Source organism: Acidobacteriota bacterium, from assembly GCA_016716715.1.
Classification (GTDB): Bacteria; Acidobacteriota; Thermoanaerobaculia; order UBA5066; family UBA5066; genus Fen-183.
This window is the reverse complement of sequence record JADJVE010000004.1, coordinates 241,270-265,886: the sequence shown is the minus strand read 5'-3', so window position 1 is coordinate 265,886 and position 24,617 is coordinate 241,270. Positions and strand designations below refer to the sequence as shown.

Annotated in this window: 21 protein-coding genes; 15 read left to right on the top strand and 6 right to left on the bottom strand. The window is 70.1% G+C overall.

Annotated features, from left to right (window positions below; translation table 11 throughout):
- Window positions 1-45 precede the first annotated feature (45 nt).
- The 8 genes from IPL89_08480 to IPL89_08445 all read left to right on the top strand — a co-directional run bounded on the left by IPL89_08480 (window position 46) and on the right by IPL89_08445 (window position 10,666).
- The gene (locus IPL89_08480) at window positions 46-2,883 is read left to right on the top strand and encodes a tail fiber domain-containing protein (protein MBK9063217.1); all 2,838 of its coding nucleotides are present in this window, start codon (window positions 46-48) and stop codon (window positions 2,881-2,883) included.
- Window positions 2,884-2,950: 67 nt separating this feature from the next.
- Window positions 2,951-5,683: a hypothetical protein gene (locus tag IPL89_08475; GenBank protein MBK9063216.1), complete on the top strand. Its 2,733-nt coding sequence runs from the start codon at window positions 2,951-2,953 to the stop codon at window positions 5,681-5,683.
- Between the two features lie 89 nt (window positions 5,684-5,772).
- Window positions 5,773-6,513, top strand: a complete 741-nt coding sequence (locus IPL89_08470; protein ID MBK9063215.1) for an NADH-quinone oxidoreductase subunit B — start codon at window positions 5,773-5,775, stop codon at window positions 6,511-6,513.
- A 398-nt stretch (window positions 6,514-6,911) separates the two neighbouring features.
- Window positions 6,912-8,246 carry an NADH-quinone oxidoreductase subunit D gene (locus tag IPL89_08465; protein ID MBK9063214.1) on the top strand — a complete coding sequence of 445 codons (1,335 nt, stop codon included), beginning with the start codon at window positions 6,912-6,914 and terminating at the stop codon, window positions 8,244-8,246.
- Window positions 8,246-8,926 (top strand): NADH-quinone oxidoreductase subunit I, encoded by a 681-nt coding sequence (locus IPL89_08460; protein MBK9063213.1) that lies wholly within the window; start codon window positions 8,246-8,248, stop codon window positions 8,924-8,926. The genes IPL89_08465 and IPL89_08460 overlap by 1 nt, the downstream gene beginning before the upstream one ends.
- Window positions 8,927-9,033: 107 nt before the next feature.
- The gene (locus tag IPL89_08455; protein MBK9063212.1) at window positions 9,034-9,393 is read left to right on the top strand and encodes a DUF3617 family protein; all 360 of its coding nucleotides are present in this window, start codon (window positions 9,034-9,036) and stop codon (window positions 9,391-9,393) included.
- A 68-nt stretch (window positions 9,394-9,461) separates the two neighbouring features.
- Window positions 9,462-10,064 carry a DUF2238 domain-containing protein gene (locus IPL89_08450; protein MBK9063211.1) on the top strand — a complete coding sequence of 201 codons (603 nt, stop codon included), beginning with the start codon at window positions 9,462-9,464 and terminating at the stop codon, window positions 10,062-10,064.
- Complete coding sequence (locus IPL89_08445; GenBank protein MBK9063210.1) at window positions 10,061-10,666, top strand: GNAT family N-acetyltransferase; 606 nt, start codon at window positions 10,061-10,063, stop codon at window positions 10,664-10,666. Before IPL89_08450 ends, IPL89_08445 begins: the two co-directional genes overlap by 4 nt.
- On the opposite strand, the gene IPL89_08440 is transcribed toward IPL89_08445, so the two are convergent.
- Window positions 10,663-11,520 carry a DUF1003 domain-containing protein gene (locus IPL89_08440; protein MBK9063209.1) on the bottom strand — a complete coding sequence of 286 codons (858 nt, stop codon included), beginning with the start codon at window positions 11,518-11,520 and terminating at the stop codon, window positions 10,663-10,665. The genes IPL89_08445 and IPL89_08440 overlap by 4 nt on opposite strands.
- 81 nt (window positions 11,521-11,601) lie before the next feature.
- Between IPL89_08440 and IPL89_08435 the strand changes: the two genes are divergently transcribed.
- Together IPL89_08435 and IPL89_08430 are read left to right on the top strand one after the other, a co-directional pair.
- Complete coding sequence (locus IPL89_08435; GenBank protein ID MBK9063208.1) at window positions 11,602-11,892, top strand: DUF2277 domain-containing protein; 291 nt, start codon at window positions 11,602-11,604, stop codon at window positions 11,890-11,892.
- Window positions 11,889-12,359 (top strand): hypothetical protein, encoded by a 471-nt coding sequence (locus tag IPL89_08430; protein ID MBK9063207.1) that lies wholly within the window; start codon window positions 11,889-11,891, stop codon window positions 12,357-12,359. The genes IPL89_08435 and IPL89_08430 overlap by 4 nt, the downstream gene beginning before the upstream one ends.
- 29 nt (window positions 12,360-12,388) lie before the next feature.
- On the opposite strand, the gene IPL89_08425 is transcribed toward IPL89_08430, so the two are convergent.
- From IPL89_08425 to IPL89_08405, 5 genes are read right to left on the bottom strand one after another with little or no spacing between them, the layout of a single operon-like run.
- Window positions 12,389-14,125 (bottom strand): VWA domain-containing protein, encoded by a 1,737-nt coding sequence (locus IPL89_08425; protein MBK9063206.1) that lies wholly within the window; start codon window positions 14,123-14,125, stop codon window positions 12,389-12,391.
- 18 nt (window positions 14,126-14,143) lie between these two features.
- On the bottom strand, window positions 14,144-14,551 hold the full coding sequence (locus IPL89_08420) for a hypothetical protein (GenBank protein ID MBK9063205.1): 408 nt from the start codon (window positions 14,549-14,551) through the stop codon (window positions 14,144-14,146).
- 48 nt (window positions 14,552-14,599) lie between these two features.
- Window positions 14,600-15,376 carry an SDR family oxidoreductase gene (locus IPL89_08415; GenBank protein ID MBK9063204.1) on the bottom strand — a complete coding sequence of 259 codons (777 nt, stop codon included), beginning with the start codon at window positions 15,374-15,376 and terminating at the stop codon, window positions 14,600-14,602.
- Window positions 15,373-16,233 (bottom strand): hypothetical protein, encoded by an 861-nt coding sequence (locus tag IPL89_08410; GenBank protein ID MBK9063203.1) that lies wholly within the window; start codon window positions 16,231-16,233, stop codon window positions 15,373-15,375. The genes IPL89_08415 and IPL89_08410 overlap by 4 nt, the downstream gene beginning before the upstream one ends.
- The gene (locus tag IPL89_08405; protein ID MBK9063202.1) at window positions 16,230-17,063 is read right to left on the bottom strand and encodes a hypothetical protein; all 834 of its coding nucleotides are present in this window, start codon (window positions 17,061-17,063) and stop codon (window positions 16,230-16,232) included. Before IPL89_08405 ends, IPL89_08410 begins: the two co-directional genes overlap by 4 nt.
- A 51-nt stretch (window positions 17,064-17,114) precedes the next feature.
- Between IPL89_08405 and IPL89_08400 the strand changes: the two genes are divergently transcribed.
- The 5 genes from IPL89_08400 to IPL89_08380 are packed head-to-tail and all read left to right on the top strand — an operon-like array spanning window position 17,115 to window position 24,613.
- Window positions 17,115-17,738: a hypothetical protein gene (locus tag IPL89_08400; protein ID MBK9063201.1), complete on the top strand. Its 624-nt coding sequence runs from the start codon at window positions 17,115-17,117 to the stop codon at window positions 17,736-17,738.
- A 40-nt stretch (window positions 17,739-17,778) separates the two neighbouring features.
- Entirely contained in the window at window positions 17,779-18,513 is a 735-nt protein-coding gene (locus tag IPL89_08395; GenBank protein ID MBK9063200.1) for an ABC transporter ATP-binding protein, read from the top strand.
- A 19-nt stretch (window positions 18,514-18,532) separates the two neighbouring features.
- Window positions 18,533-19,537 carry an ABC transporter permease gene (locus IPL89_08390; protein ID MBK9063199.1) on the top strand — a complete coding sequence of 335 codons (1,005 nt, stop codon included), beginning with the start codon at window positions 18,533-18,535 and terminating at the stop codon, window positions 19,535-19,537.
- 31 nt (window positions 19,538-19,568) lie between these two features.
- Entirely contained in the window at window positions 19,569-23,252 is a 3,684-nt protein-coding gene (locus tag IPL89_08385) for a multifunctional oxoglutarate decarboxylase/oxoglutarate dehydrogenase thiamine pyrophosphate-binding subunit/dihydrolipoyllysine-residue succinyltransferase subunit (GenBank protein ID MBK9063198.1), read from the top strand.
- Between the two features lie 26 nt (window positions 23,253-23,278).
- Entirely contained in the window at window positions 23,279-24,613 is a 1,335-nt protein-coding gene (locus tag IPL89_08380; protein ID MBK9063197.1) for a pyridoxamine 5'-phosphate oxidase family protein, read from the top strand.
- Window positions 24,614-24,617 lie beyond the last annotated feature (4 nt).

Here is a 24,617-nt window from a genome sequence, read left to right as displayed (position 1 = left end):
GGGGAAATCCGCCCCTTCCGCGCTTGAAGTGTCAGGGGGACACCCATGCGGAAGGTCGGGATGGCGGTGGCGATCGCCCTGGTGGCGAGTCTGAGGGCATTCGGGGCCGGTTGGTCGGTGGGGGAAGGGGGAGAGGGCGACCCGCCCGTACGCCACTGGGAGGCGCCTCCCTACTGGCGGCAGCCTTCGGCCGAGCCGGGGCGTGAGGCCCTCGCGGGCCGGGCGGCGCTGGCGGGCGGCCCCACGGCGCTGCCGTTCATCGCGCTGCCGCCGTGCCGTGTGATCGACACGCGGGGCAACGCGCCGTTGACGGGCGGGTTCCTGCCTCCGGCCACGGTGCGCAGCTACACGGTCACGGGCGTCTGCGGCATCCCGGCGAGCGCGCAGGCGCTGTCGCTGAACGCCGTGGTCGTGCACCCGACCGGCCCCGGTTTCCTGACGCTGTACCCGCAGGGCGGGGCGTTCCCTCCGGTGTCGACGCTGAACTTCCTCGGGAACGACGTGATCGTCAACGCGGCGGTGGTGCCGATCAGCGTCTCGGGCGGGATCTCGATGGCACTGGGCGTCTCGGGCGGGGACGTGATCCTGGACGTGAACGGCTACTACGCGCCGACGCCGACGGTCACGAGCCTGAACACGCTCAACGGTGACGTCACGCTCGCGGCGGGCACGAACGTGACGCTCACGCCGTCGGGCAACACGCTCACGATCGCGGCAGCGGGGGCACAGGGACCCGCCGGACCGACGGGGCCGATCGGGCCGCCGGGCCCGCCCGGGCCCGACGGCTGGGCGCTGACGGGCAACGCCGCCACGACGCCGGGTACGAACTTCCTCGGCACGACGGACAACCAGGCGCTGGAGCTCAAGGTGAACGGCGAGCGCATCGCGCGGTACGAGCCGCTTCACGCGACGACCGCGATCAACGTTTACGGATCGAACGTGATCGCCGGGAGCCCTTTGAACAGCGTCGCGGCCGGCGTCGGAGCGGCCACGATCGCCGGAGGCGGCGTGCTCTACACAGATTTGCCGGGCGACGCGTATGGCTCGAATCGGGTGGAGAGCCACCTTGGGTCGATTGGAGGCGGTGCGTACAACGTCGCGGGCAGCAGCCTCGCGGGCAGCAGCCTCACGGCGAGCGCCACGGTCGCCGGGGGCAGCGGGAACAAGGCGCTCGGCGGCGCGTCGGTGATCGGAGGCGGGGCCAGCAACACGGTTCTGGTCGCCGCGACGTGTGGTTCGATCGCCGGGGGGTGTAACAACCTCGTCGCCGGCCAGTGGAGTGCGGTGGCAGGCGGGACATTGAACTCTGTCGGCGATGGATCGAGGCCCTCGCCCGCCGACTGGGCGTTCATCGGCGGCGGGAAGGGCAACTGGGCGGCCGGGGCCTACGCCGCGGTTCCCGGCGGATACTCGAACATCGCCGGAGGCGACTACAGCTTCGCGGCCGGCCGCCGCGCGAAGACCCGTCGGTACACGGAATCCGGTGATGCGAACGGAGACGAAGGTTCGTTCGTCTGGGCCGACTCCCAGGATGCGGATTTCGTCTCCACGGGCCCCAATCAGTTTCTGGTCCGCGCCTCGGGCGGCATCGGGATCAACAAGAGCAACCCGGCCGCCGGGACGCTCGACGTGAACGGTCCGGTGAAAGCTTTTGCCGCCGGGGGCGGGACAGCCGGCACGTTCGACGGTTCCGTCTCCGTCGGATACAACCTCGGCCTCCCGGCTACGGCCGTCGGCGGGACGGCGGGCGTCGTGACGTTCGCGGCCTCGCGCTTCCTCCACGCCTACGGCGGCGCGAACACCTTCCTGGGAGGCGACTCGGGCAACTTCACGCTCGACGCAGGCGCCGCGACCGGCAACACGGGCATCGGCTGGAAGGCCCTCGCTTCGGTGACGACCGGCGACGCGAACACGGGCCTCGGCTCACGGGCCCTGACGGCGACGACCTCTGGCGCCTCGAACACGGGAGTCGGATCGGGCGCGCTCTCCACGAATACGACCGGAATCAACAACACGGCCCTCGGGGCGACCGCGCTCCGCTCGAACCTGGGAGGTTCGGGAAACGTCGGCGTCGGCGTGAACGCCCTGAACGACAACGTGTCGGGCGGCTCGAACGTCGCGGTCGGCACCGGGGCTCTCGGCCAGGCGATCGACGCGTCCGACAACGTCGCGATGGGACGGGGCGCACTCTTTCAGGTGAACGCAAGTTCCGGCGCCGGGGACGGAAACGTCGCCTTGGGGAGCGTGGCGGGAACCACCCTCGTTAAGGGTGCGTACAACATCCTCCTCGGTTGGGGCGCCGGGATCAGTCTCACCTCGGGGAACGACGAGATCCTCATCGGCGCGGACGTCGCCGGGAGCGAGTCGGGCACGATCCGCGTCGGCACACCGGGGACCCACAAGAACGCGTATCTGGCCGGCGTGTTTGGCTCCACGGTGGCCGGCGGGGCCGCGGTGTACGTCGACGGCGCCGGCAAGCTCGGGACGATCACCTCGTCGCGCCGTTACAAGGACGACATCCAGGACATGGCGGGCGACAGCGACGTCGTCATGAAGCTGCGGCCCGTGTCGTTTCTCTACAGGGCCGACCTCGACGAGACGCGGACGCGTCAGTACGGGCTCATCGCGGAGGAGGTTGCGCAGATCGCGCCGGACCTCGTCGTCTGGAAGGACAGCCAGCCGGAGACCGTCCGGTACCACCTCGTGAACGCGATGCTCCTGAACGAGGTGCAGAAGAGCCGCCGGGAGATCGTCGACCTGAACGCGCGCCTCGCGCGCCTCGAGGCGATCCTCGTCGAGGTGACGCGGACGCCGCCGTCGGTGACCCGGAATCAGCGCGGGCTCGTCACGGGCCCGGCGCCCGGTGGAGCGCCGGGGCGGTGACACCTCGAGAAGCGGCGCCAGGGCGTACACTTCTGAGAGGGAGACTTCATCTCAGGGGGAGGCGCCGATGCCCACGTCCTGGCTTACGCTGCGGACCTTCGTTTCGGTGCTCGGAGCGCTCGCCCTGGGATCGGTCGCCGCGGCACAGAACCCGTCCTCGGTCTGGACGATTCCCGGCACCGTCAACGCCGGGGGCCTGAACAACACCCGGTTCGTCTCGGACCTCGCCGTGACGAATCCGGGTGGCGTCCCGGCCCGGATCACGATCGCGCTCGTTCCCGCGAACGGCACGGCGCCGAGTCCGGTCACGCTGGCCGCGGGGGCGACGGTCGTCTACCGAAACGTCCTCGACCGCGTGTGGGGTGTACAGGGCGCCGGGGCCACGCAGGTCACAAGCGACGTTCCGATCCTCATCCGGGCCCGCACATACAACACCGCGGCGTCGGGCACGTACGGGGTGGCGCTTCCGGTCCTCGCGGACGACCGGCTGCTCGTTCCCGGCCTGACGGCCCACAGCCTCTGGGTCAGCCAGTCGGCAGACGGAAGCTCCGGCTATCGGACGAACATCGCCGTGGCCTTCCCGGACGCCGGCGGTGGAGCGGCGACGGTCACGGTCTACGACGCGGGTGGCAACGAAGCCGGCTCGCAGGACTACGCGCTCGATGCGGCGGGATTCCAGCAGTTCGGCGTGGGCAGTTTCGCGGGCGGGGTGGCCGTCGCGCGCGCGGAGGTGCAAGTCACGCGCGGCCGGGCGGCCGGCTACTCCGTCGTGGTGGACAACGTGACGGGGGACAGCTCGCTCTTCTCGTTCGAGGAGCTTCCCTCGGGATATCAGGACGTCGTCGTGAACGGCGTCGCCCGCGCGAACGGGCGCAACGGCACGTTCTTCCGGACGGACGGGCGGTTCTTCAACCCGACGGACGAAGACGCGACCGTGAAGGCGTCGTTCCACGCTTCGGGCCCCTCCAACCCCGCCCCGGTCTCTCGCACGTTCACGGTAGGGGCCGGACGCATTCTCGACGTCGTCGACGTACTCGACACGCTCCTCGGCCTGCCGGTCGGGTCGGCCGGCGCCGTCCGGTTCGAGACCGACGCCTCGGTAGGCATCCTCTGCCGCACGAGCAACGTCGATCCATTTGGTGTCGTTCCCGGGACGTTTGGCGCCCAGCAGAGGCCCAACCCTCTCCTCTCGTTCCTGATGTCGGCCGACGCGGGCGCCGTGATCACGGGAATCCGGCAGGGCGCGGCGTTTCGGACGAACGTCGGCTTTGCCGCTGGGGCCGACGGGGCCGACTACACACTCACGCTGAAGAGCTCGTCCGGTGCGACCGTCGCGACCGCGACCGGCTCCCTCGGAGCCTTCGGCTGGACGCAACCGAACGTCCAGGACCTCTTTCCGAACGCGACGATCCCCGACGACGCGACGTTGCAGGTGAAGGTCACCACGGGGAGCGTGGACGTCTTCGACTCCTCGATCGACAACGCCTCTGGCGACCCGGTCGTCACCCCCATCATGCCGTTGCCCGTCGCCATCCAGTCGTTCGCGACGATCGGGCCTGCGGGAGGCTCGGTCCGTTCGGACGACGGTCGGATGACGCTGAAGATCCCGGCGGGCGCCCTCGTCGCGCCCGTGGCGGTCTCGCTCGCTCCGCAGGCCGTCGCGGACGCGGAAGCGCTCGGCTCGGCCTACGCGCTGACACCGCCTTCGTTATCACCGTCGAAGCCTCTCCTTCTCGTTTTCCGCCCCGCGAGCGGGGCTCCCGGATCCAACCTCGCGAGCGTCACGCTCGGCGTCCGCACGCCGGCGGGCACGTTCGCGGCCGTGGGCGGCCGGATCGATCCGGCCGCAGGGACGCTCTCGGTGCCGATCGTGTCGACAAATCCCTCGGCGGCCGCCTCGCGCGCGGCGGTCGCCTCTCAGCGTTCCCTGGACGAGGCACCCACGCTCATCGTGCCTCTCAGCGCCATGGCCCTCGTGCCGGCCGAGCCGTTCGTCCTCACGGACGGTTCCGTAGATCTCCAGGTCATTCTCAAGTGGCCGCCGTCCGCGGGAATCCGGCCGCCGGGGTTTCGACTCAGCCTCTCGCTCGACGACCTTCTGACCGTCACACGCCGCTGGTTACGCCCGAGAATCGGCTCGATCGTCGTGCAAGGACAATCGGCGAGGTACACCGCGCCTCACAGGATCGGCGGGCCCGCCGCTCGCGCCGAATTTCGCGTCGCCTTCCGCAGGGACGGCGTCGAGCAATTCTTCGTCCCGATCAATGTTGTGATCGTGCGGCGGGACTGGAGGATCGAAACTGAGGTGCGGCTCCAGCAGCCGTGCCTCGCGTTCTACACGCTGGACATGTTCTGGAACGAGCAGGGATCGTTCCGGATCGCCGACCCCGACGCCGAGGGGAAGTTCCGGATCACGAAGAACTTCGCCGCGACGGCCCAGACCGGGACTCCGAAGTGGGGAATCTGCGACGCAATTCCCCATGGCTTCACGACGATCACGCCGAACCAGAACCAGACCGAGGTGGACGTGAAGTTTCAGACCATCGGAGATACAGAGATCGCCTTCTTTGACCCCGAAACCGGAACGATCGAGATCCTCGGCTCGTCGGAGTTCTCGGCCGGCGGGGCCGTCCTCACGGGCCCTTCCGTGAGCCCCCTCCCGGTCGGGGACCAGGCCTTCTCGGCCAGCTGGAGCCTCTCGATCCGCCCGTTCCAGGAAGGGACGTGGGTCGACGCCTATCCGCCCATCCTCGCCCTGACCACACACCGTCACCGAATCATATCGATCGACACGCCCTGAGCGGGCGTGCGGCGACGGGGCACGCCCGCCTTCCAGCCTGACGTAGAATCCCGGCTCGTGACGCTTTTCACAAGCGCCCGGAGAGCCGGATGAAGATCACTGGACCCAGTCTCCCGATCGCGCCGGGGAAGATCGCGCCCCCGATCGCGCCGGGCGTCCCCTCCACGGGCGGCGCCGACTTCCTCACTACGACGCTCGACTTCGCCGTGCAATGGGCCCAGTCGAACTCGCTCTGGCCGATGCCGTTCGGCACCGCGTGCTGCGCGATCGAGTTCATGTCGGTCGTCTCGTCGCACTACGACCTCTCGCGTTTCGGAGCGGAAGTCGTCCGGTTCTCCCCGAGGCAGTCGGACCTCCTGATCATCGCGGGCACCGTCGTCGACAAGCTCGCGCCGGTCCTCAAGAAGATCTACGACCAGATGGCCGAGCCGAAGTGGGTCATCTCGATGGGCGTCTGCGCGTGCACGGGCGGCTTCTACCGCGCGTACCACGTCGTGCAGGGCGTCGACGAGATCGTGCCCGTGGACGTCTACGTCGCGGGCTGCCCGCCCACGCCGGAGAACCTCATCCACGGGATCATGATGCTGCAGGCGAAGATCCAGTCCGGCGAGCTCGCGCGCCACCGCGAGGCCAAGACGTACGTCCCGATCCGCGTCGGCGAAGACCCCGTCACGGCGATCCCCGCGTACTCGCACGCGGTCATGGCGAACCTCCCGGGCCGGCACGCCCTGCCCGGGATGCCCGCGTCGGCCGAGGCCGAGGCCACGCCCGCGGGCGGCCGCGAGGTGGACGCCGGGATCGCCGCGGCGCGCGGAAGGGAGAACCCGTGAGCGCGACCGTGGCGCCCCCGAAGGGCCTCGAGTTCCTGCCGGTCCTCGAGAAGAAGTTCGGCGAGAAGGTGACCGCGCTCGAGGGCCTCGCGGCCGACGTTCCGACGATCGTCACGGATGCCGCGTCGCTGCACGAGACCGCGCGTTTCCTGCGCGACGACCCTGCCGCCGCGTACGACCTCTTCCTCGACCTCGCCTCGGCCGACCTGTCCCGTCTGCCCGGCCCGCAGGCCCCGAAGGCGGGGGAGCGGTTCCAGGCGAACTACATCCTCTACTCGACGAAGAGGAACGCCCACCTCCGCCTCAAGGTGAACCTGCCCGAGAAGAACCCCTCCGTCCCGACACTCACGGACGTCTGGCCCGCGGCGAACTGGTTCGAGCGCGAGGCCTGGGACCTCATGGGGATCGACTTCGCGGGCCACCCGAACCAGAGGCGGCTCCTCACGCACGGCGGCTTCGTGGGCCACGCGCTGCGCAAGGACTACGACGCCAGGCAGCGCTGGCTCTGCACCGAGGAGGATCTCCTCCAGACGGAGCTCGCGGCGCAGACGGACCGCCCCGAGGACATGTTCGAGACGATGACTCTGAACTTCGGCCCGTCGCAGCCCGCGACGCACGGGACGCTGCGCATCGTCATGAGGCTGGACGGCGAGACGATCGTCGGCGCCGAGAGCGAGTGCGGGTACCTGCACCGCTGCTTCGAGAAGATGTCCGAGGCGCACACCTACTCGCAGGTGTTCCCGTACACGGACCGCCTGAACTACTGCTCGCCGATGCTGAACAACAACGGCTACGCGCGGGCCATCGAGTCCATGCTCGGCGTCACGCCGCCGCCGCGCGCGCTCGCGGTGCGCACGATCCTCGGCGAGTTCAGCCGCGTGATGGACCACCTCGTGTGCCTCGCCGCGAACCTCGTCGACATCGGCGGCCTCACGAACTTCTGGTACGCGTTCCAGCCCCGCGAGGAGATCTACGCGCTTCTCGAGGCCTGCAGCGGCGCGCGCCTGACGGTCTCCTACGGCCGCGTCGGCGGACTCGCGAACGACGTTCCCGAGAACTTCGTCCCGTGGTCCCGCGAGATCATCAAGGGCACGCGCGCGCGCATCGCCGACGTCGAGACGCTCGTCACGCGGAACAAGATCGTCTGGAAACGCTTCCGCGACACCGGCGTCGTCACGAAGGAGCAGGCGCTCGCGTGGGGCTGGACGGGGCCGTGCCTGAGGGCGTCGGGCGTGCCGTTCGACCTGCGCAAGGACCAGCCGTACGAGTGGTACGGCGAGGTCGACTTCGACGTGCCGATCATGACGGAGGGCGACAACTACGCCCGCTACCTCGTGCGCATCGAGGAGATGAAGCAGTCGCTGCGCATCATCGAGCAGATCCTCGACAAGCTGCCCGGCGGGCCCGTTCGCTCGGACGACTACCGCGTGATCCTGCCGCCGAAGGAAATGGTCTACAACGAGATGGAAGCCCTCATCTACCACTTCAAGCTCGTCTTCGAAGGGGTGAAGGTGCCGCCGGGCGAGATCTACTCCGCGACCGAGGGCGCGAACGGCGAGCTCGGCTTCTCCGTCGTCTCCGACGGGAGCGGGTTCCCGTACCGCCTCAAGGTGCGGCCGCCGTGCTTCCCGCTCTTCGCCTCGTTCGAGAAGATCATCAAGGGGCACCCCGTCGCGGACGCCGTCGCGACGCTGGGCCTCCTCAACATCATCGCCGGGGAGCTGGACCGCTGATGGCCGCCAAAGTCGTCACCCTCAAGGTGCCCGAGACCACGCTTGCCGAAAGCATCTACCTCGTCGAGATCGCGAAGGGGCTCGCCCGCACGTTCGGGCACTTCTGGAAGAACCTCACGAACATGAAGGGTCTGCCGACGATCCAGTACCCGGAGATGCTCCGGAAGTACTCGGCGCGCTTCCGCGGCCGGCACATCCTGAAGAAGCGCGAGGACGACACGCTCAAGTGCGTCGCGTGCTACATGTGCGAGACGGCCTGCCCGGCCGAGTGCATCCACATCGAGGCGGGCGAGCACCCGGTGCTCGCGTACGAGAAGTACCCGACCGTCTTCGAGATCGACCTCCTGCGCTGCGTCTACTGCGGCTACTGCGTGGACGCGTGCCCGAAGGACGCGATCTGGATGACGCGCGACTACGAGCTGTCGTTCTTCGACAGGAAGAGCGCCGTCCTCGGCATCCCCGAGCTGGCCGAGAAGCCGACCGACACGGCCGCTGGCGGCCCGGGCTACGGCTACCGGCCGTACGAGGGCGCGAGCCCGATGAAGAAGGCGGGGCAGTTCGAGCCCTCCGGCCTCCCGCTGCTTCCGGCGCTCGCCGAGCGCGGCCTGGCGATCAACCGCATGCCGCCGCCCCCGCCGCCGAAACCGCCCGCGCCTGCTCCCGTGGCAAAGGCGGGCTGAGGCCGCAAATATGTGCAGAGATAGGCATCCGAAAGTGCCTGTCCTCGCGCTGGCCCGGTTCGCCGTGTTGCTTGCCGCGACCCTGGTCACGGGCCGGGTTGCAGCCGATGACTGGCCGGTGCTGCGCGCCGGGATGTGGGAGTTCAGCCGCACCATCGAGACCCCCGGCGCGTCGGGCAAGCCTCAGGACCATCCAGAAGAAGGACTGCACGAACCCCACGGACGACATGAAGAAACAGAACGACATGCTGACGAAGGCGGGCTGCAAGTTCTCCCCGGTCGTCCGCGCCGGGAATACCTACACGTTTTCCGCAACGTGCACGATGCAGGGTGCCTCCGGAACATCGAAGAGCGTGCTCACGGTCCAGGGCGACGGCGCATTCGAGATCCGGGTCGAGTCGGACTTCGGGGGCAAGAAGACGCACGAGGTGCTCCGGGCCAAGCGCACCGGCGACTGCCCGCGGTGAAGGCCGGCGAGAGTCCCGCGGCCCCTGTGAGCCGCTCCGCGCTCCTCGCGGCGGCGGCCGCCGTCCTGATGCTGATCCTGGCGGCGTCCGGCGTGCGCCCGTACGACCGGCTGACGTGGTTCCTCGAAGTCCTGCCGGTTCTCGTCGTCCTGCCCTTGCTGTTTGCGACCCGCGGGCGCACCCCGCTGACGACCCTCCTCTATGTCCTGATCTTTCTGCACGCCCTGATTCTCATAGCCGGCGGCCACTGGACGTACGCGCGCGTTCCGCTGGGGTTCCGCCTCGAGGAGCTGTTCTCGCTGCACCGAAATCCCTACGACAAGATCGGCCACTTCGCGCAGGGCTTCGTCCCGGCGATCGCGGCGCGGGAGATCCTGCTCCGCGGCGGCTACGTCCGCGGCCGGAAGATGCTCGCGTTCGTCGTTCTTTCGATCGTCCTTGCGATCAGCGCGAGCTACGAGCTTTTCGAGTGGGGCGCGGCGCTCGCGCTCGGGCAGGGCGCCGACGAGTTCCTCGGGACCCAGGGCGACCCGTGGGACACGCAGTCGGACATGTTCTTCGCCCTCGTGGGCGGCACGCTCGCGCTGCTGACGTTGTCGCGCGTCCACGATCGGCAGATCAGCGCCCTTCCCCGGACGCCCGACGCCCCGCCGAAACAGGAGGCCGTGTGATCAACCCCGGCCCGGTCACTCTCGAAGGAATCGGCGTCCGCCTGGAGCCGCTCGGGGCCGGACACGAGGCGGGCCTCGCCGCCGCAGCAGCGGACGGGAAGCTCTGGGAGCTCTGGTTCACGTCGGTGCCGGAGCCGGGGCAGACCGCAAAGTACGTGGCCGACGCGCTCGCGGGGCAACAGGCCGGCCAGATGCTGCCGTGGGCGGTGCGCGAGACGGGCTCGGGCGCGATCGTCGGGACGACGCGCTACCACGACATCGTCGCCGCGATCGACCGCGTCGAGATCGGGTACACGTGGTACGCGGCGCGCTGGCAGAAGAGTCACGTGAACACCGCGTGCAAGCTGCTGCTCCTCGCGCACGCGTTCGAGGCGCTCGGCTGCGCGGTCGTGGGCCTCCGGACCGACAACTTCAACTTCGCGAGCCAGCGTGCGATCGAGGCTCTGGGCGCGAAGAAGGACGGGGTTCTCCGCCACCATCAGGCCCGCCGCGACGGCACCGTCCGCGACAGCGTGATGTACAGCATCCTCGTGGCGGAGTGGCCGGACGTGAAGCGGCACCTCGCGGGCCGGCTGGCCCGCCACGCGCCCCCGGACTCCTAGCGGCCGTTCGGCGCGCCGCCCGCGAGCGCCTTCTCGATTCGCATGAAGCGCTCGAGCATCTCGGCGCGAAGGCGGTCGGTCTTCTCGTGCAGGTGGGCGACCTCGAGCTCGGCCTTGATGTTCACGTCGTACTCGATGTCGGCGCGCACGTGGTCCTTCTCGGCCTGCCGGTTCTGGCTGATGAGGACGAAGCACGACAGGAAGATCGCCTCGAGCGAGACGATCATCGTGAGGAGGCCGAACGGGTAGGGGTCGAACGCGGGCAGGCCGAGCGGCAGGGTGTTGACGGCGATCCAGACCCCGAACCAGAGCGCGTTCAGGATGAGGAACGGCATCCGGCCGCTGAAGTCGCTGATCACGTCGGCGATTTTCTGCAGGCCGCTGAGGTGCGCCTCGGCCTCGACGTTCGCGTTGCGCGAGACGCGGGCCTTGAGGAGGTCGTCGGCCTGGCGCGTCATGTGCGCCATGGCGCCGAGCAGTCGCAGCGCCACGCCCGGGCTCTTCTGGAAGAGCGGAAGAAGGTGCACGCGGTTCAGCTCGAGGAGCTCGGCCGCGTCGAGGGCCGCGGCCGTGGCCGAGCGCGCGCCGCCGTCTAGGAGCGCGAGCTCGCCGAAGATGTCGCCGGGCCCCGCGACCGAGAGGACGATCTTCTGGCCGGCAGTGTCCTTGAGGAACAGCTCCACCTGGCCGGACTTCACGACGAAGAGCGACTCGCCGGGGTCGCCCGTCGAGAACAGCGTCTCGCCGGCCGCGAGCGCGCGCTGGTCGACGGCCTCCGCCAGCCCCGAGCGGTCGGCGGCGCTCAGGTGCTCGAAGAGATGGACGCCTTCCAGCGATTCCGGGGTGCTCGGCATTCGGCCTCCTGAGGGGACGGGCGAGTTTACGGGAGGCCGGCGGGCGCCGTGAGCGGTATCGTCGCAAAGACGGGAGGGACGATGTGCCGGAACATCAGGACGCTCTTCAACTTCGAGCCGCCGGCGACGCGCGAGGAGATCCGGGCCTCGTCGCTCCAGTTCGTGCGCAAGCTGAGCGGCTTCAACAAGCCGTCGCAGGCCAACGAGGCCGCGTTCGACCGCGCCGTGGATCAGGTCGAGGCGGCCGCGCGGCGCCTCATCGACTCGCTCGTGACGAACGCCGGGCCGAGAGACCGTGAGACGGAGGCTGTGAAGGCCAGAGAGAGGAACGCGGCGAGGTTCGGCACGCGGCCCGGCAAACCGGCCCGATGAGGGGCCTCATCCGGTCGCGGCCGGCCGCCGTCGCGGCGCTCGCGCTGGGCGCGCTCGTCGGCTGTGCGCGCGCGTGGGACTTCGGCAATCGCGCCGGCTTGCTGTCGGACGTCACGGCGCTCCTCGCCGCCCACGGCGTGACGCCGAGAAACCTCGACTGCCGGATGGAGGGGACGACGCGCGACGCCTCGTGCTCGTTTCGGGCGCCCGCGGCCGAAGTAGAGGCGCTGGCTCGCGCGCTGGCTCTCGAGCAGGTCGATCTCGCCGCGGACTCCCGATCGCCTCTGTTCCGCCTCGTCGCGCTCGCGCCGGGCCGCTGCGGGGCCCGCGGCGTTCCGGCGTCGGGCGCCGCCGGCCGGCCGGCGAGCCTCCGGTTGAAGAGCGGGCGAGCGTTCGAATTTCTCGTCCTCTTCCACGCCGATGGGGCGGAAGAAGCGTGCCTTTTCCTGTCGTACGCATACGGCTGACCCATGGTGGATTTGCCGCCGCGGGATTCTCAGCGCTTCCCGGGCTTGTCGCCGATGAGGACGTGGGGCTGGACGTAGCTCGTGAGGCGCGAGACCTCGTCCGTGAGACCCGTCGAGAAGATCTGCGGGCCGGGCCGGACCTTGAGCGTCGCCGAGTACGTGAACGCCTTCCCCGACAGGCCCGCGAGCTCGTTCTCGGGCACGTCGATCGGGGCCCGCTCCGTCGTGACGGGGGAGATGCGCCCGTCGGGCGTCGCCGAGACGGCGGTGAAGAGGACGGCCCCCTTCGCGCGCCCGCCCTGCGGCACGAGCGTGAGCTTGTCGAACGGGATCTTGAACTCGAGCGGGACGAGCCACATCTTCCCGGACGGTTTCGGGGTCCCGATCGTGAGCGACGCGCGGAGCGGGTTGCTCGTGCGCGGAATGTGGACGCCGGTGAGAACCGCGTCTGAGACCTTCTCCTCGGGCGTGCGCTCGATGACGGCCTTCCGGGAGCGGACGCTGGCTCCGGGGCGCTTCACGGACACCTTGACGGCGCGCGGCACGCCGGGCTTCGCGCTCGGGCTCTCGTAGCCGAGCGAGTAGTACGCGGTCCAGTCGGCCTCGAGGTCTTTCAGGGCGACGGCGAGGTCGTTGCGGCCCGTGATCGTCTTGCCGCCGGTCTCGTCCGCGAGCAGGCCCATCGCCATCTGCATGTCGATCTGGCTGATCCCCTCGTCCATCCGTCCGACGGCCGCGGCGTTCTCCGCGGAGAGCATTTCGTCCGTCGTGAGGCCCGCGCTGTCGATCGTGACGATCGAGATCCCGGCCGCGTTCGCGCGGGGCGTGAGGGCCCGGAACGCGGGGCCCCGGTCCCAGGCCGTCCACGAGAGGTCGTTCACGTCCGAGTTTCCGCCGCCACGGCGCGAGGAGGCGATGGACGTCACCGTGCCGGCGCGTGTGGTCCCGTACAGGAGGTAGTCCCAGATGTCGCGCCCCGGCGCCGGGGTGAACTTTTCGGTCACGAGAAAGAGGACCTTGCGTCCCTCGACGCCGGACACGGCCGCGAACGAGGCGTGCAGGGCCTCGAGCGTCGTGTCCACGAGAGCGGCCTGCTGGTCGCACCAGGAGCGGAGGTTCAGGATCGCGTTGCTCAGGAGAGTGGGGCCGGCGGTCGCGCCCGCCATGACCGCGGAGTCGATCTCCCGGACGATCTGGTCGTGCTCGCGCTTGGTGACCTCGCCGATCGTCGTCTCGTGCTCGAGAGAGTCCATGAGCGAGGAGAGGATCGCCATGTCGCTCGTGAACGGGCCGCGGATGCGCAGCGCGCGGTCCCACGTCACGAACTGGACCTCGACGTTCGGGCCGACGACGGTCGGCAGGTACTTGCGCAGGCTCTTGAGGGCGCGGTTCTTGTTGACGGCCGTCAGGTGGAGCTCGTCCACGAAGACGACGAGGTGGGCCCGGGCGGCCTGCGGGGGCTCGTACGCGGGCAGCGCGGGGGCCGGCGCGGCCTGGGGGGCGGGCTCCGCGGCCTGGGCCGGCGCGGCGGCCGGGCCGTTGCGGATGAAGGAGAAGTTCGTGAGGGGCTGGACGACGCCGTCCTGCTTCACCTCGAAGTCCGCGGCGGTGAGGTCCGCGATCGGCTTGCCGTTCGCGTCGGTCACCACGACGTCGAGGTTCGTGACGGAGACTTCGACCGACTTCGAGACCCCGGACGTCGTCTGGGCCGAGAAGGCGGGAAGGGCAAGCGCGAACGCGAGGGCGAGCGAGAGAACACGTCTCATCGATCGGCAGGCTACCACTTACCAGACGAGGCGGGCTCCGAGACGGAGCTGGTACGGCCGCCCCTGGCCGTCGACGGGCAGGAAGCTCCCGGCCGCCCGCGGGCGCGTGTCGCTCGAGGAGACGAGCGGGTCGGGCGCGATCGCCTTCAGGAAGATCTCGTTCACGTCGACTACCGCGAGAACGCGCACCTCGCCCTGCGGGGACGGCTTGCCGAGCGTGAACTGCGAGTCCGGGTCCCCCGGCTGATGGAAGAGCCGGCGGTCCTCCAGGGCGCCCGACAGTTCGACGCGTGGCTCGGGCGCGGCCTGCGGGAACAGCTTGAAGGTCTCGATGGGCGGGAGGCGGAGGGGCGCGACGGCATCCTCCGCGGCGGCGGCCGCGCCGGCGAGCATGAGCGCGACGAGGACGCAGTTGCCCTTGCGCATGGTCCTGAGCGAATTATCCGCCCGTTTCCCGCCCCGGGCGCAAGTGATTCAGTGGAGGTACGAGCCGCCGTTAAGGGGGATCGCGATTCCGTTCGCGTACGAGCCCAGCGGCGACACGAGGTACAGGACCGCGTGCGCGACGTCGTCCGTCGAGGCGACGCGTCCGAGCGGAATCTGGGAGAGGACCTCGGCCGCCTGCGGACCGTCGAGGGCCTCGCGGACGGCCTCCGTCCGGACCCAGCCCGGGCAGACGGAGTTCGCCGTGACGCCCCGCGGCCCCTCGTTGCGGGCGAGGCAGCGGGCGAGGTTCACCATGCCGGCCTTCGAGACGGCGTAGTCCGGGTGGTCCGTCTCGGCCCGGAAGGCCGAGCGCGAGGCGATCATGACGATGCGCCCCCATTTCCGCTCGCGCATCGCCGGGAGCGCGAGGAACGAGAAGTGCGCCGAGGCCTCGAGGTTCACGGCCATCGTGGCCCGCCAGCGCGTCAGGAACGCGGCGTCGTCCGTCCCCTCGAAGGGGTTCGGCTTGTAGAAGCCGGCGTTGTTCACGAGGATCCCGGGCGCGCCGAGGCCCTTCACGACCTCGGCCATCGCGCGGCGCCGGGCGTCCGCGTCGGCGGCGTCGGCGGAGACGAGCAGCGGGCGGGCGTGGCCGGCGGCCGCGATGGAATCCGCGACGGCGCGCGCGGCCTCGTGCGAGGACCCGTAGTGCAGGGCGACGCGCGCGTTCGCGGCCGCGAGCGTGCGGGCGATGTCGGCGCCGATCCCGCGGGAAGCGCCGGTCACGAGGGCGACGCGGCCTTCGAGGTCGAACGTGGGTTTCACCGGGGGCCTCCTTCGGCGAGCTTCCGCGCCCGGGCGAGCGCGCCGACCGCGCCCACGAACTCTCCGTTCGGGAGGAACCGCGCGCGCGCGCCGCCGATGGACGTGGCAAAGGCGAGAACGTCGCGCAGCGCGACGTTCTGCCGCAGCGTGGCGCCCGCGTAGACGATGTCGAGCGGGAAGGGGACGGCCTCCTGCTTCGAGAGGGCCGCCGCGAGCAGGCCGATGTTCTCGCCGACGAGGCCGGTGATCGCGTTCGCGACGTCGCGCGAGTCGCGCGACGCGATGCGTCCGAGGTTCGAGGCCGTGAGGTCGCCCTGGAGCGCGATCTCGCCCGAGGGGTACAGGTCTCGCACGAGGAGATCCACGCGGCGCCGGTCGCCCTGGAACGCGAGGGCCGTGAGGGCGTCGTGGTCGACCTGCCCGAGCAGCAGCTGGCCGAAGCCGCGCAGCGTGCCGCCGCCGAGGCCGGTGCCACCCGCGCGCGAGACGCGCCCTTCCTGCCCGATGCGCAGAATCGACGTGCCCGTCCCGAGGCTGACGAGGTAGTGCGGAGTCGTCGGCGTGAAATCGGCCTTGCGGATGAGGATCTTCTCGCCCTCGCCCCAGGCCTCGAACTCGTCGGTGAGGACCGGGGGGCCGGCCGACGGCACGAGGCTCCTGAGGCGATGCGCGCCCGCGCCCGTGGCCGCGAGGCGCAGGCCCGAGCGGGCCGTCAGGAATGCCGCGAGCGCGGGGAGGTCACCCGAGGGGCAGACGAAGGACTCGAACGTCTCGAGGCTGGCTCCCACCGGGACGACGACCGCCTTGGCGAGCGTCGCGCCGATGTCGACGCCCGCCTCCTCGCGGATCTCGGTCACGACGTGCGCCCCTCGCGTGCGGGAACGCGCAGCGTCTGGAAGACGCGCGCGGCGATTTCCGAGTAGCCGTCCGCTCCCGGGTGGAAACGGTCGGGCGAGAGGCGGTCGGGCCGGCCGTCGAAAACGTCCGCGGTCGGCACGACGAGCGCGTTCTCGACGCCGAAGCTCGCTTCCTCCAGCGCCACGTTCCACTTCAGGAGAGTCGCGCGAGCCATCTTCCGGTCGAAGCCCTCCGGGAAGGGATCGTAGAGGCCGAGGATCCGGATCGGAGCGGAGGGATTCGAGGCTCGGAGAAGAGAAAGAATTCTTTGAAGGTTGGAAGAGGCAATGCGCAGCGCGGGCGCGGTGGGATCGGACTCGGCGCCCGCGCCTGGCGCCGTCATCGAAGGCAGGGAGTGGCTCAGATCGTTGCCCCCGATGGACAGCAGGATGAGGTTCGCGCCGGCGATCCGTTCCTTCACCGCCGCCTCTTCCACCTTTCTAAGAAAATCCCCGGTCTCGGAACCATCGACCGCGAGGTTGTCGACCGTCACCGTGAGGCCCGCCTTCCGCAGCGCTGCCGCGACGCGCTCGGGGTAGCCGCCTCCGCCCGCCGCGTCGCCGGTGCCGCGCGTGAGCGAGTCGCCGAGCGCGACGATCCGGAACGTGCCGCTTGCGGGAACGGCCGGCGCCGCGGCGGGCGTCGGGAGCGCGAGCGGTCCCTCTCCCACGCGCTCGCCGAGGCGGCCGGACAAGCCCGCGGCAGCACCTCCAGCCAGGACGCCGGCGGTGAGGAGCCCGAGCGCGGAGGGCGCGAACCAGAGGAGGAGGCGACGGGTGCGGAGCGTCACGGCCGCGTATTGTGCCGGAAGTCGGTGCGGTTCCGGGTCTAAGATCATTTCGTGAGCGAGGCGCGCGACGTCGACTCGGTTCTGCGCGAGTCCGAGGCCTTCTTCGGGGGGCGCGGGGCCGTGCACAGGACGCTCCGGTCGCTCGCGGCGCGGCTCGACGCCGAGGGCATCCCGTACGCGATTCTTGGAGGGATGGCGCTGAACATTCACGGGTTCGTCCGGGAGACCGTGGACGTGGATGTGCTGCTCACCCGGGAGTCCCTCGAGAGATTCCGGGAGCGCCTCGTCGGCAGGGGATACGTTCCCGCATTCGCGGGGGCGCTGAAGAGCTTTAAGGACGCCGAGACCGGCGTCCGGATCGACGTAATCGCCGCCGGGGACTTTCCGGGCGACGGCAAGCCGAAGGATGTCGTCTTTCCCGCGCCGGCTAGCGTGTCGGTCGAGAAGGGCGGGCTCCGCGTCGTCCCGCTGGAGACGCTCCTCGAGCTGAAGATCGCGTCCGGCCTTTCGGCCGAGCACCGCCGACTCGTCGACCTCGCCGACGTCCAGCGGACGATCGAGGCGCTGAAGCTGCCGAAAGAGCTCGGAGAGAAGCTCCACCCGAGCGTCCGGGACGAGTACGGGCGCCTTTGGGCGCTCGCGCAGCGGGTCAGCGAGGGACCTGTCGAGCGCTGAGAGGAAACCGCCGCTTGACGGATGGCGTAAAACGTCTGCCGTGAGCGCCTCGCCCGTCGTCCTGTCCGCCGAGGGTCTCGCGAAGCGCTACGGCGACCGCGAGGTCGTGACGGACGCCTCCTTCGAGCTTCACCGGGGCGAGGTGTTCGGGTTCCTCGGCCCGAACGGGGCGGGGAAAACGACGACGATTCGGATGCTCGTCGGCCTGGTTCGTCCCACGCGCGGGCGCGTCGTCATCGACGGGCACGATCTCGCGACGGAGTTCGAGGCCGCGATGCGCAAGGTGGGCTGCATCGTCGAGACGCCCGACCTCTACAAGTTCCTGACCGGCCGCGAGAACCTCGAGCACTTCGCCCGGATGATCGGGAACGGCGCCGCGGGCCGGATCGACGAGCTTGCTCGCCTCGTCCACATGGGCGAGCGGCTCGACGGCCTCGTGAGGACGTACTCCCTCGGCATGCGCCAGCGCGTGGGGATCGCGCAGGCTCTTCTTTCGGATCCGTCGGTCCTCATCCTCGACGAGCCCACGAACGGCCTCGACCCGGCGGGCATCCGCGAGATGCGCGAGCTCGTGAGGCGTCTCGCGGGAGAGCACGGCCTCGCCGTCTTCGTCTCGAGCCACCTCCTCTCGGAGGTCGAGAAGATGGTCGACCGCATCGCGATCGTCCACCGCGGGCGCACGCTCGCGAAAGGCACGCTCTCCGAGCTGACGGACGGCGGCAAGCGCGGCCTCGAGGACCTCTTCCTCGAGCTGACGGGCGGGGAGACGGTGTGAGCCGGGTTCGGAGAGTGCGATGCCTGTGATGGTGGGACTCGTCGAGAACGAGTGTCTGAAGATTCTCAGAAGGAAGAGATTCAGGCTCATCCTGATCGTTCTGGCCGCGCTTCTGTGCCTGGTCGTTTTCGCCCAGAACCGGCAGCAGCAGAACCAGCGCAAGGAACACCCGGAGCGCGACTGGCGGGCGCAGGTCGAGAAGCGAGCGGGCGACCTCGAACGCCAGATGAACCAGAGGCGGGGCATCCCGGAGCAGTGGAAACGCTGGATGAAGTACGAGTCGGGGAGATTGCGTTATTACCTTTCTAAGAATCTTGATCCGAATTCCCTGACTGGTCCCGTCTTCACGCGCACGTTCGCCGGAGTCGGGAGCGTCCTCCTCATCCCCCTCCTCATCGCCGTCTTCGGGGCCGACCTCGTCTCGTCGGAGTTCGCCGAGGGCACCGTCACGCTGCTCCTCACGCGCCCCGTCGCGCGCTGGAAGGTGCTGCTCTCGAAGCTGATCGCGATGGTCCTCTTCACGACGCTCACGCTTCTCGCGGCGTTCGTCCTCGCGTGGGGAATCTCGGGCGTCGCGTTCGGGTGGAGCGGCTGGGGAGCGCCCATGCTCACCGGCTTCCGGCTCGGCCCGGGCGCCGCCGGCGGGTTCGACCTGTCCGCCGTCAGGATCCTGCCTCTCTGGCAGGATGCGCTCGCGCTCTGGGGGCTCGCGTGGCTGTCGGCGCTCGCCGTCGGGTGCGTGACGCTTCTCCTGTCCGTCCTCTTCCGGTCGGCGGCGGCCGCGATGGGCACGATGATGGCGACGCTCGTGGCCGGAACGATCCTCTCGCGCATCGCCTCGGACTGGGACGGGGCGAAGTGGTTCTTCGTCACGAACCTGCCGCTGCCGGAGTTCTACGCGGGGATGCCGGCGCCCTTCGAAGGGATGACGCTGGCGTTCTCGGCGTGGGTGCTTGCGGGCTGGGCCGTGGCCGCGACGGCCGCGGCGTTCGCGGTTTTCACGCGGCGCGACGTCACGGCCTGAACCGGCCCCGGCGGCTACAATTGACCCCTTCATGAGCGACTCGTCCTCCGCCCTCGTTCTCAACGCCATGCTCGAGGAGTTCGGCGACAACGCGCCGTTCGCCCAGGAGCTCTACGCCCTCTACCGCCTCGACCCGGCCCTCGTCGACGAGGACTGGCGCCGGGCGTTCCGGGCGCTGGAGGACCGCGTTCCCTTTGCGATGAGCGTCCCGGCCCGGGCGATCGCTCCCGAGCCGCTTCTGCTGCCCGAGCCCGCCGCGCCTCCGGCGCCGCAGTCCGCCGCGCCGGCCCCGCGCCCCGCTCCCGTGACCGCGCGCGCCGGCGAACAGGCCGTGCCGATCGCGGGCGGCGCCGCGACGATCGCCCGGAACATGGAGGCGTCGCTCGGCGTCCCCACCGCCACGACGAACCGCGTCGTCCCCGTGAAGAACATGGAGGAGAACCGGCGGATCCTGAACCGCCACCGCGAGGCGCTCGGCCTCTCGAAAGTCTCCTTCACGCACTTCGTCGCGTGGGCCATCGTGCGCGCGCTCGAAAAGCACCCGGGGATGAACGACGCGTTCGGCGAGGCCGACGGAAAGCCCGCCCGCATCAAGAAGCCCGCCGTGAACCTCGGCATCGCGATCGACATCACCAAGAAGGACGGCTCGCGGTCGCTCCTCGTCCCGAACATCAAGGATGCCGGGAAGATGGCGTTCGGCGAGTTCCTGGCGGCCTTCGACACGCTCGTTTCCAGGGCGCGAAAGGGCGCGATCGAGCCCGACGCGTTCGCCGGCACGACGATCTCGCTCACGAACCCCGGCACGATCGGGACGACGTCCTCGCTGCCGCGCCTCATGCCGGGGCAGGGCGCCATCATCGCGACGGGCGCGATGGGCTACCCGGCCGAGTTCCAGGCCATGCCGGACGACGTCATGTCGGCGCTCGGCGTGTCGCGGGTCATGAACGTCTCGTCGACCTACGACCACCGGATCATCCAGGGCGCCGAGTCCGGAGGGTTCGTCGCGACGCTCCAGGACCTTCTCCTCGGCAACGACCGCTTCTACGACCGCATCTTCGAGGACCTGAAGGTCCCGCACCGGCCCATGCGCTGGGAGAAGGACGCAAGCTCGCCGTTCTTCGGCGGAACGAACCGCCTCGAGGCCGTCGAGAAGCAGGCGCGCGTCCTCCAGCTCATCAACGCGTACCGCGTGCGCGGCCACCTCGTCGCGGACGTGAACCCGCTCGGCGTCGACGCGGTGCCGTACCACCCGGACCTCGACCCCGCGACGTACGGCTTCACGCTGTGGGATCTCGACCGGCCGTTCATCACGAACGGGCTCGCCGGCCGCGACCGCGCGACTCTGCGCGAGATCCTCGAGGTCCTCCGCCAGACGTACTGCGGAAAGATCGGCGCGGAGTTCATGTACAACCAGGACACCGCGCAGAAGCAGTGGCTCATCGAGAGGATGGAAGGGTCGCGCAACCGCGCGAACCTCTCACGCGAGGACCGGCGGCGGATCCTGAACGCGCTCGTGAAGGCGGAGGCGTTCGAGAAGTTCCTTCACACGAAGTACGTGGGCCAGAAGCGCTTCTCCCTCGAGGGCGGCGAGGCCGCCATCGCGCTCCTCGACCGCCTCCTCGACCGTGCCGCCGAGGCGGACCTCGGCGAGGCCGTCATCGGGATGTCCCACCGCGGGCGCCTGACCGTCCTCGTGAACACGGTGGGGAAGCCCGCCGGGCAGATCTTCGCGGAGTTCGAGGGGCAGGTCGATCCCGGAACCGTGCAGGGCTCCGGCGACGTGAAGTACCACCTCGGCGCCGTCGGGACGCACCTCGCGCCGGCCGGCCAGAAGCTCGGCGTCGCGCTCGCGCCGAACCCGAGCCACCTCGAGTTCGTGGACCCCGTCGTGGAGGGCATGGTTCGCGCCAAGCAGACGTCGCTGGGCGACCACCGCGAGCACGCGAAGGTGCTCCCGATCCTCCTCCACGGCGACGCGGCGTTCGCGGGGCAGGGCATCGTGGCCGAGACTCTCAACATGTCGCAGCTGCACGGCTACCGGACGGGCGGCACGGTGCACGTCGTCGTGAACAACCAGATCGGCTTCACGACGAACCCCGCGGACGCGCGGTCGTCGCCGTACTGCACCGACGTCGCGAAGATGGTGCAGGCGCCCGTCTTCCACGTGAACGGCGACGATCCCGAGGCCGTCGTCCACACGGTGGACGTCGCGAGCGAGTACCGCAACGCGTTCCGGCGCGACGTCGTGATCGACCTCGTCTGCTACCGCCGCTACGGCCACAACGAGGGCGACGAGCCGAGCTACACGCAGCCCCTCATGTACGTGAAGATCAAGGCGCACACGTCGGTCGCGCGCCTCTACGGCGCCGCGCTCGTCAAGCAGGGCGTCTTCTCGCAGGGCGAGGTCGACCAGATGTGGGCCGAGGCGAAGACCGCCCTCGACCGCGCCTACGACGAGGCGCGCGGCGGCGCGAAGTCCGGCTTCGACTCTCTGATCGCGACGCCCGCGAAGCGCCTGAAGCCGAAGGGCACGGTCCGCGAGCGCCTCGCCGAGGTCGCGCGCGCCGTCTCGGCCGTGCCGGAGGGCTTCGAGGTCCACCCGAAGCTCAAGTCCATCCTCAAGAAGCGGTCCGAGTATGCGAGCGGCCGGCCCGAGATCGACTGGGCGGGCGGCGAGATGCTCGCGTTCGGGATGCTGCTCCTGGACGGCACGCCCGTGCGCCTCTCCGGCCAGGACTCGGGGCGCGGCACGTTCAGCCAGCGCCACGCCGTCCTCGCCGACGCGGTAACCGGGGCGGAGTGGACGCCGCTCAACACGATCGCGCCGGAGCAGGCCGCGTTCGAGGTCATCGACAGCCTTCTCTCGGAGAACGCCGTCATGGGCTTCGAGTTCGGCTACGCGGTCGCGGACCCGTCGACGCTCGTCCTGTGGGAAGGGCAGTTCGGCGACTTCGCGAACGGCGCGCAGGTCATCATCGACCAGTTCATCTCGGGCTCCGAGCAGAAGTGGAACCAGCGCTGCGGCCTCGTGCTGCTGCTGCCGCACGGGCAGGAAGGGCAGGGCCCCGAGCACTCGTCGGCGCGGCTCGAGCGGTTCCTGACGCTCTGCGCCGAGGACAACATGCGCGTCGCGAACGTGACGACGCCCGCGCAGTACTACCACCTGCTGCTCCGCCAGATGGCGGGCGACGAGAGGAAGCCCCTCGTCGTCATGACGCCGAAGAGCCTGCTGCGCCACCCGAAGGCCGTCTCGACGATCGACGAGCTGGCCGACGGCGCGTTCCACCCCGTCCTCGACGACCCGGCCGGGCCCTCGCGGGCGCGCCGGGTGATCCTCGCGAGCGGCAAGGTCGCGTGGGATCTCATCGCGGCACGCGAGAAAGCCGACAAGACCGACGTCGCGATCGTGCGCCTCGAGCAGTACTACCCGTTCCCGGGGCGCGAGATCGGGGCGATCCTCCAGCGCTACCCGCAGGACGCCGAGCTCGTCTGGGTGCAGGAAGAGCCGCGCAACATGGGCGCATGGCGCTTCGTGCGCGAGCAGTTCCTGGACGGCAAGGTCGAAGGTCTCGCGGCTGGCCGCGTGCTCCGCTACATCGGAAGGCGCGAGCTCGCGAGCCCCGCCCCCGGCTCGCACCACGCGTTCGCGCACGAGCAGGAGGCGCTCGTCGCCGAGGCGCTTCGCGTGGGCGCGCGGGAGACGGCGGCGGTTTAACGTCCGGGTAGGCCATACTTTCGCGCATGAAGAACATCCGGATGCGCATCCCCGCCCTCCTCGTCTGTCTCGCTCTCGCCGCCGGATGCGCGACGGCGCCGCCGCCGCCCGAGGCGCGCGGGACGGTCCCGCAGCTCTGGCCCGGCTCGATCGCGGGCTACCTGACGAAGGAAGAGGTCCCCGACAGCCTCGCGCTCGTCCCGCCGCCGCCTGCGCCCGGCTCGGGCGCACTCTCGGCCGACGAAGAGGCGAATCGCGCGGGCCGTGCGTTGCGCGGAACGCCGCGCTTCGCGCAGGCGACCGAGGACGCGAACCTCACGTTCCCGGGCGCGGCCGGCTCTCTCGCGTGCGCCGTCGGCGCGCCGATCACGGAGCAGGACACGCCGCACCTCTACGTTCTCCTCCGGCGCGTCCTCTCCGACGCGGGGTACTCGACGGGCGCCGCCAAGAACAAGTACATGAGGAAGCGGCCCTTCCTCGTGAACGGCGAGCCGACGTGCACCCCCGCCGACGAGAAGGACCTCGCGAAGCAGGGGTCGTATCCCTCCGGCCACGCCGCCGCCGGGTGGGCCTGGGCTCTCGTCCTCGCCGAGGTCGCGCCGGACCGCGCCGAGGCGGTCGTCGAGCGCGGCCGTGCGTTCGGGCAGAGCCGCGTCGTGTGCAACGTCCACTGGCAGGCGGACGTCAACGAGGGGCGCATTCTCGGCGCCGCGACCGTCGCGCGGCTCCACGCGGACGCGGCGTTCCTCGCCGATCTCGCCGCCGCGAAGAAGGAGCTCGCCGCGGTGCGCGCGAAGAACGCCGTGCCCGATCGCGACTGCCCGGCCGAGGCGGCCGCGCTCGCGACGGCGCTTCCGGCCGCCGTCGCCGCATCTCCTGCCGCGCCGATGCCGGTGGCCGAACCCAAGGCGGTCCTGAAGGCCGCGCGGGAGATCGCGCTGAAGGCCCGCTACGCGACGCTCGTCACGATCGGCCCCGACGGCCAGCCTCAGTCACGCGTCGTGGATGCACTTGGGCCGGACGAGGACTTCACGGTGTGGATCGCGACGAACCCCGCGACACGCAAGGTGGCCGACCTCGCGCGAGACCCGCGGGCCACTCTTCAGTTCTTCGAAGCATCTCTTCCGGCTTACGTCACGCTTGTCGGGACCGCGAGTCTCGTCGCGGACCCTGAAGTCAAGGCCCTTCACTGGAAGGACGACTGGGGGCCGTTCTACAAGGACAAGTCCCGCGGCGCGGACTTCGCGCTCTTCAAGTTCGTCCCGAAGCGTCTGGAGGTCGTCAGCCAGGCGCACGGGCTCGTGAACGACCCGAAGACGTGGCGGCCGGTCTCCGTCGAATTCTCCGCGAAGACGCCCTGACCGG

Excerpts from the sequence above, each read along its gene's own strand:
- IPL89_08480 (MBK9063217.1), top strand. The coding sequence starts at position 46 with ATGCGGAAGGTCGGGATGGCGGTGGCGATCGCCCTGGTGGCGAGTCTG.
- IPL89_08475 (MBK9063216.1), top strand. The coding sequence starts at position 2,951 with ATGCCCACGTCCTGGCTTACGCTGCGGACCTTCGTTTCGGTGCTCGGA.
- IPL89_08470 (MBK9063215.1), top strand. The coding sequence starts at position 5,773 with ATGAAGATCACTGGACCCAGTCTCCCGATCGCGCCGGGGAAGATCGCG.
- IPL89_08465 (MBK9063214.1), top strand. The coding sequence starts at position 6,912 with ATGGGGATCGACTTCGCGGGCCACCCGAACCAGAGGCGGCTCCTCACG.
- IPL89_08460 (MBK9063213.1), top strand. The coding sequence starts at position 8,246 with ATGGCCGCCAAAGTCGTCACCCTCAAGGTGCCCGAGACCACGCTTGCC.
- IPL89_08455 (MBK9063212.1), top strand. The coding sequence starts at position 9,034 with ATGACTGGCCGGTGCTGCGCGCCGGGATGTGGGAGTTCAGCCGCACCA.
- IPL89_08450 (MBK9063211.1), top strand. The coding sequence starts at position 9,462 with ATGCTGATCCTGGCGGCGTCCGGCGTGCGCCCGTACGACCGGCTGACG.
- IPL89_08440 (MBK9063209.1), bottom strand. The coding sequence starts at position 11,520 with ATGCCGAGCACCCCGGAATCGCTGGAAGGCGTCCATCTCTTCGAGCAC.
- IPL89_08435 (MBK9063208.1), top strand. The coding sequence starts at position 11,602 with ATGTGCCGGAACATCAGGACGCTCTTCAACTTCGAGCCGCCGGCGACG.
- IPL89_08430 (MBK9063207.1), top strand. The coding sequence starts at position 11,889 with ATGAGGGGCCTCATCCGGTCGCGGCCGGCCGCCGTCGCGGCGCTCGCG.
- IPL89_08425 (MBK9063206.1), bottom strand. The coding sequence starts at position 14,125 with ATGAGACGTGTTCTCTCGCTCGCCCTCGCGTTCGCGCTTGCCCTTCCC.
- IPL89_08420 (MBK9063205.1), bottom strand. The coding sequence starts at position 14,551 with ATGCGCAAGGGCAACTGCGTCCTCGTCGCGCTCATGCTCGCCGGCGCG.
- IPL89_08390 (MBK9063199.1), top strand. The coding sequence starts at position 18,533 with ATGCCTGTGATGGTGGGACTCGTCGAGAACGAGTGTCTGAAGATTCTC.
- IPL89_08385 (MBK9063198.1), top strand. The coding sequence starts at position 19,569 with ATGAGCGACTCGTCCTCCGCCCTCGTTCTCAACGCCATGCTCGAGGAG.
- IPL89_08380 (MBK9063197.1), top strand. The coding sequence starts at position 23,279 with ATGAAGAACATCCGGATGCGCATCCCCGCCCTCCTCGTCTGTCTCGCT.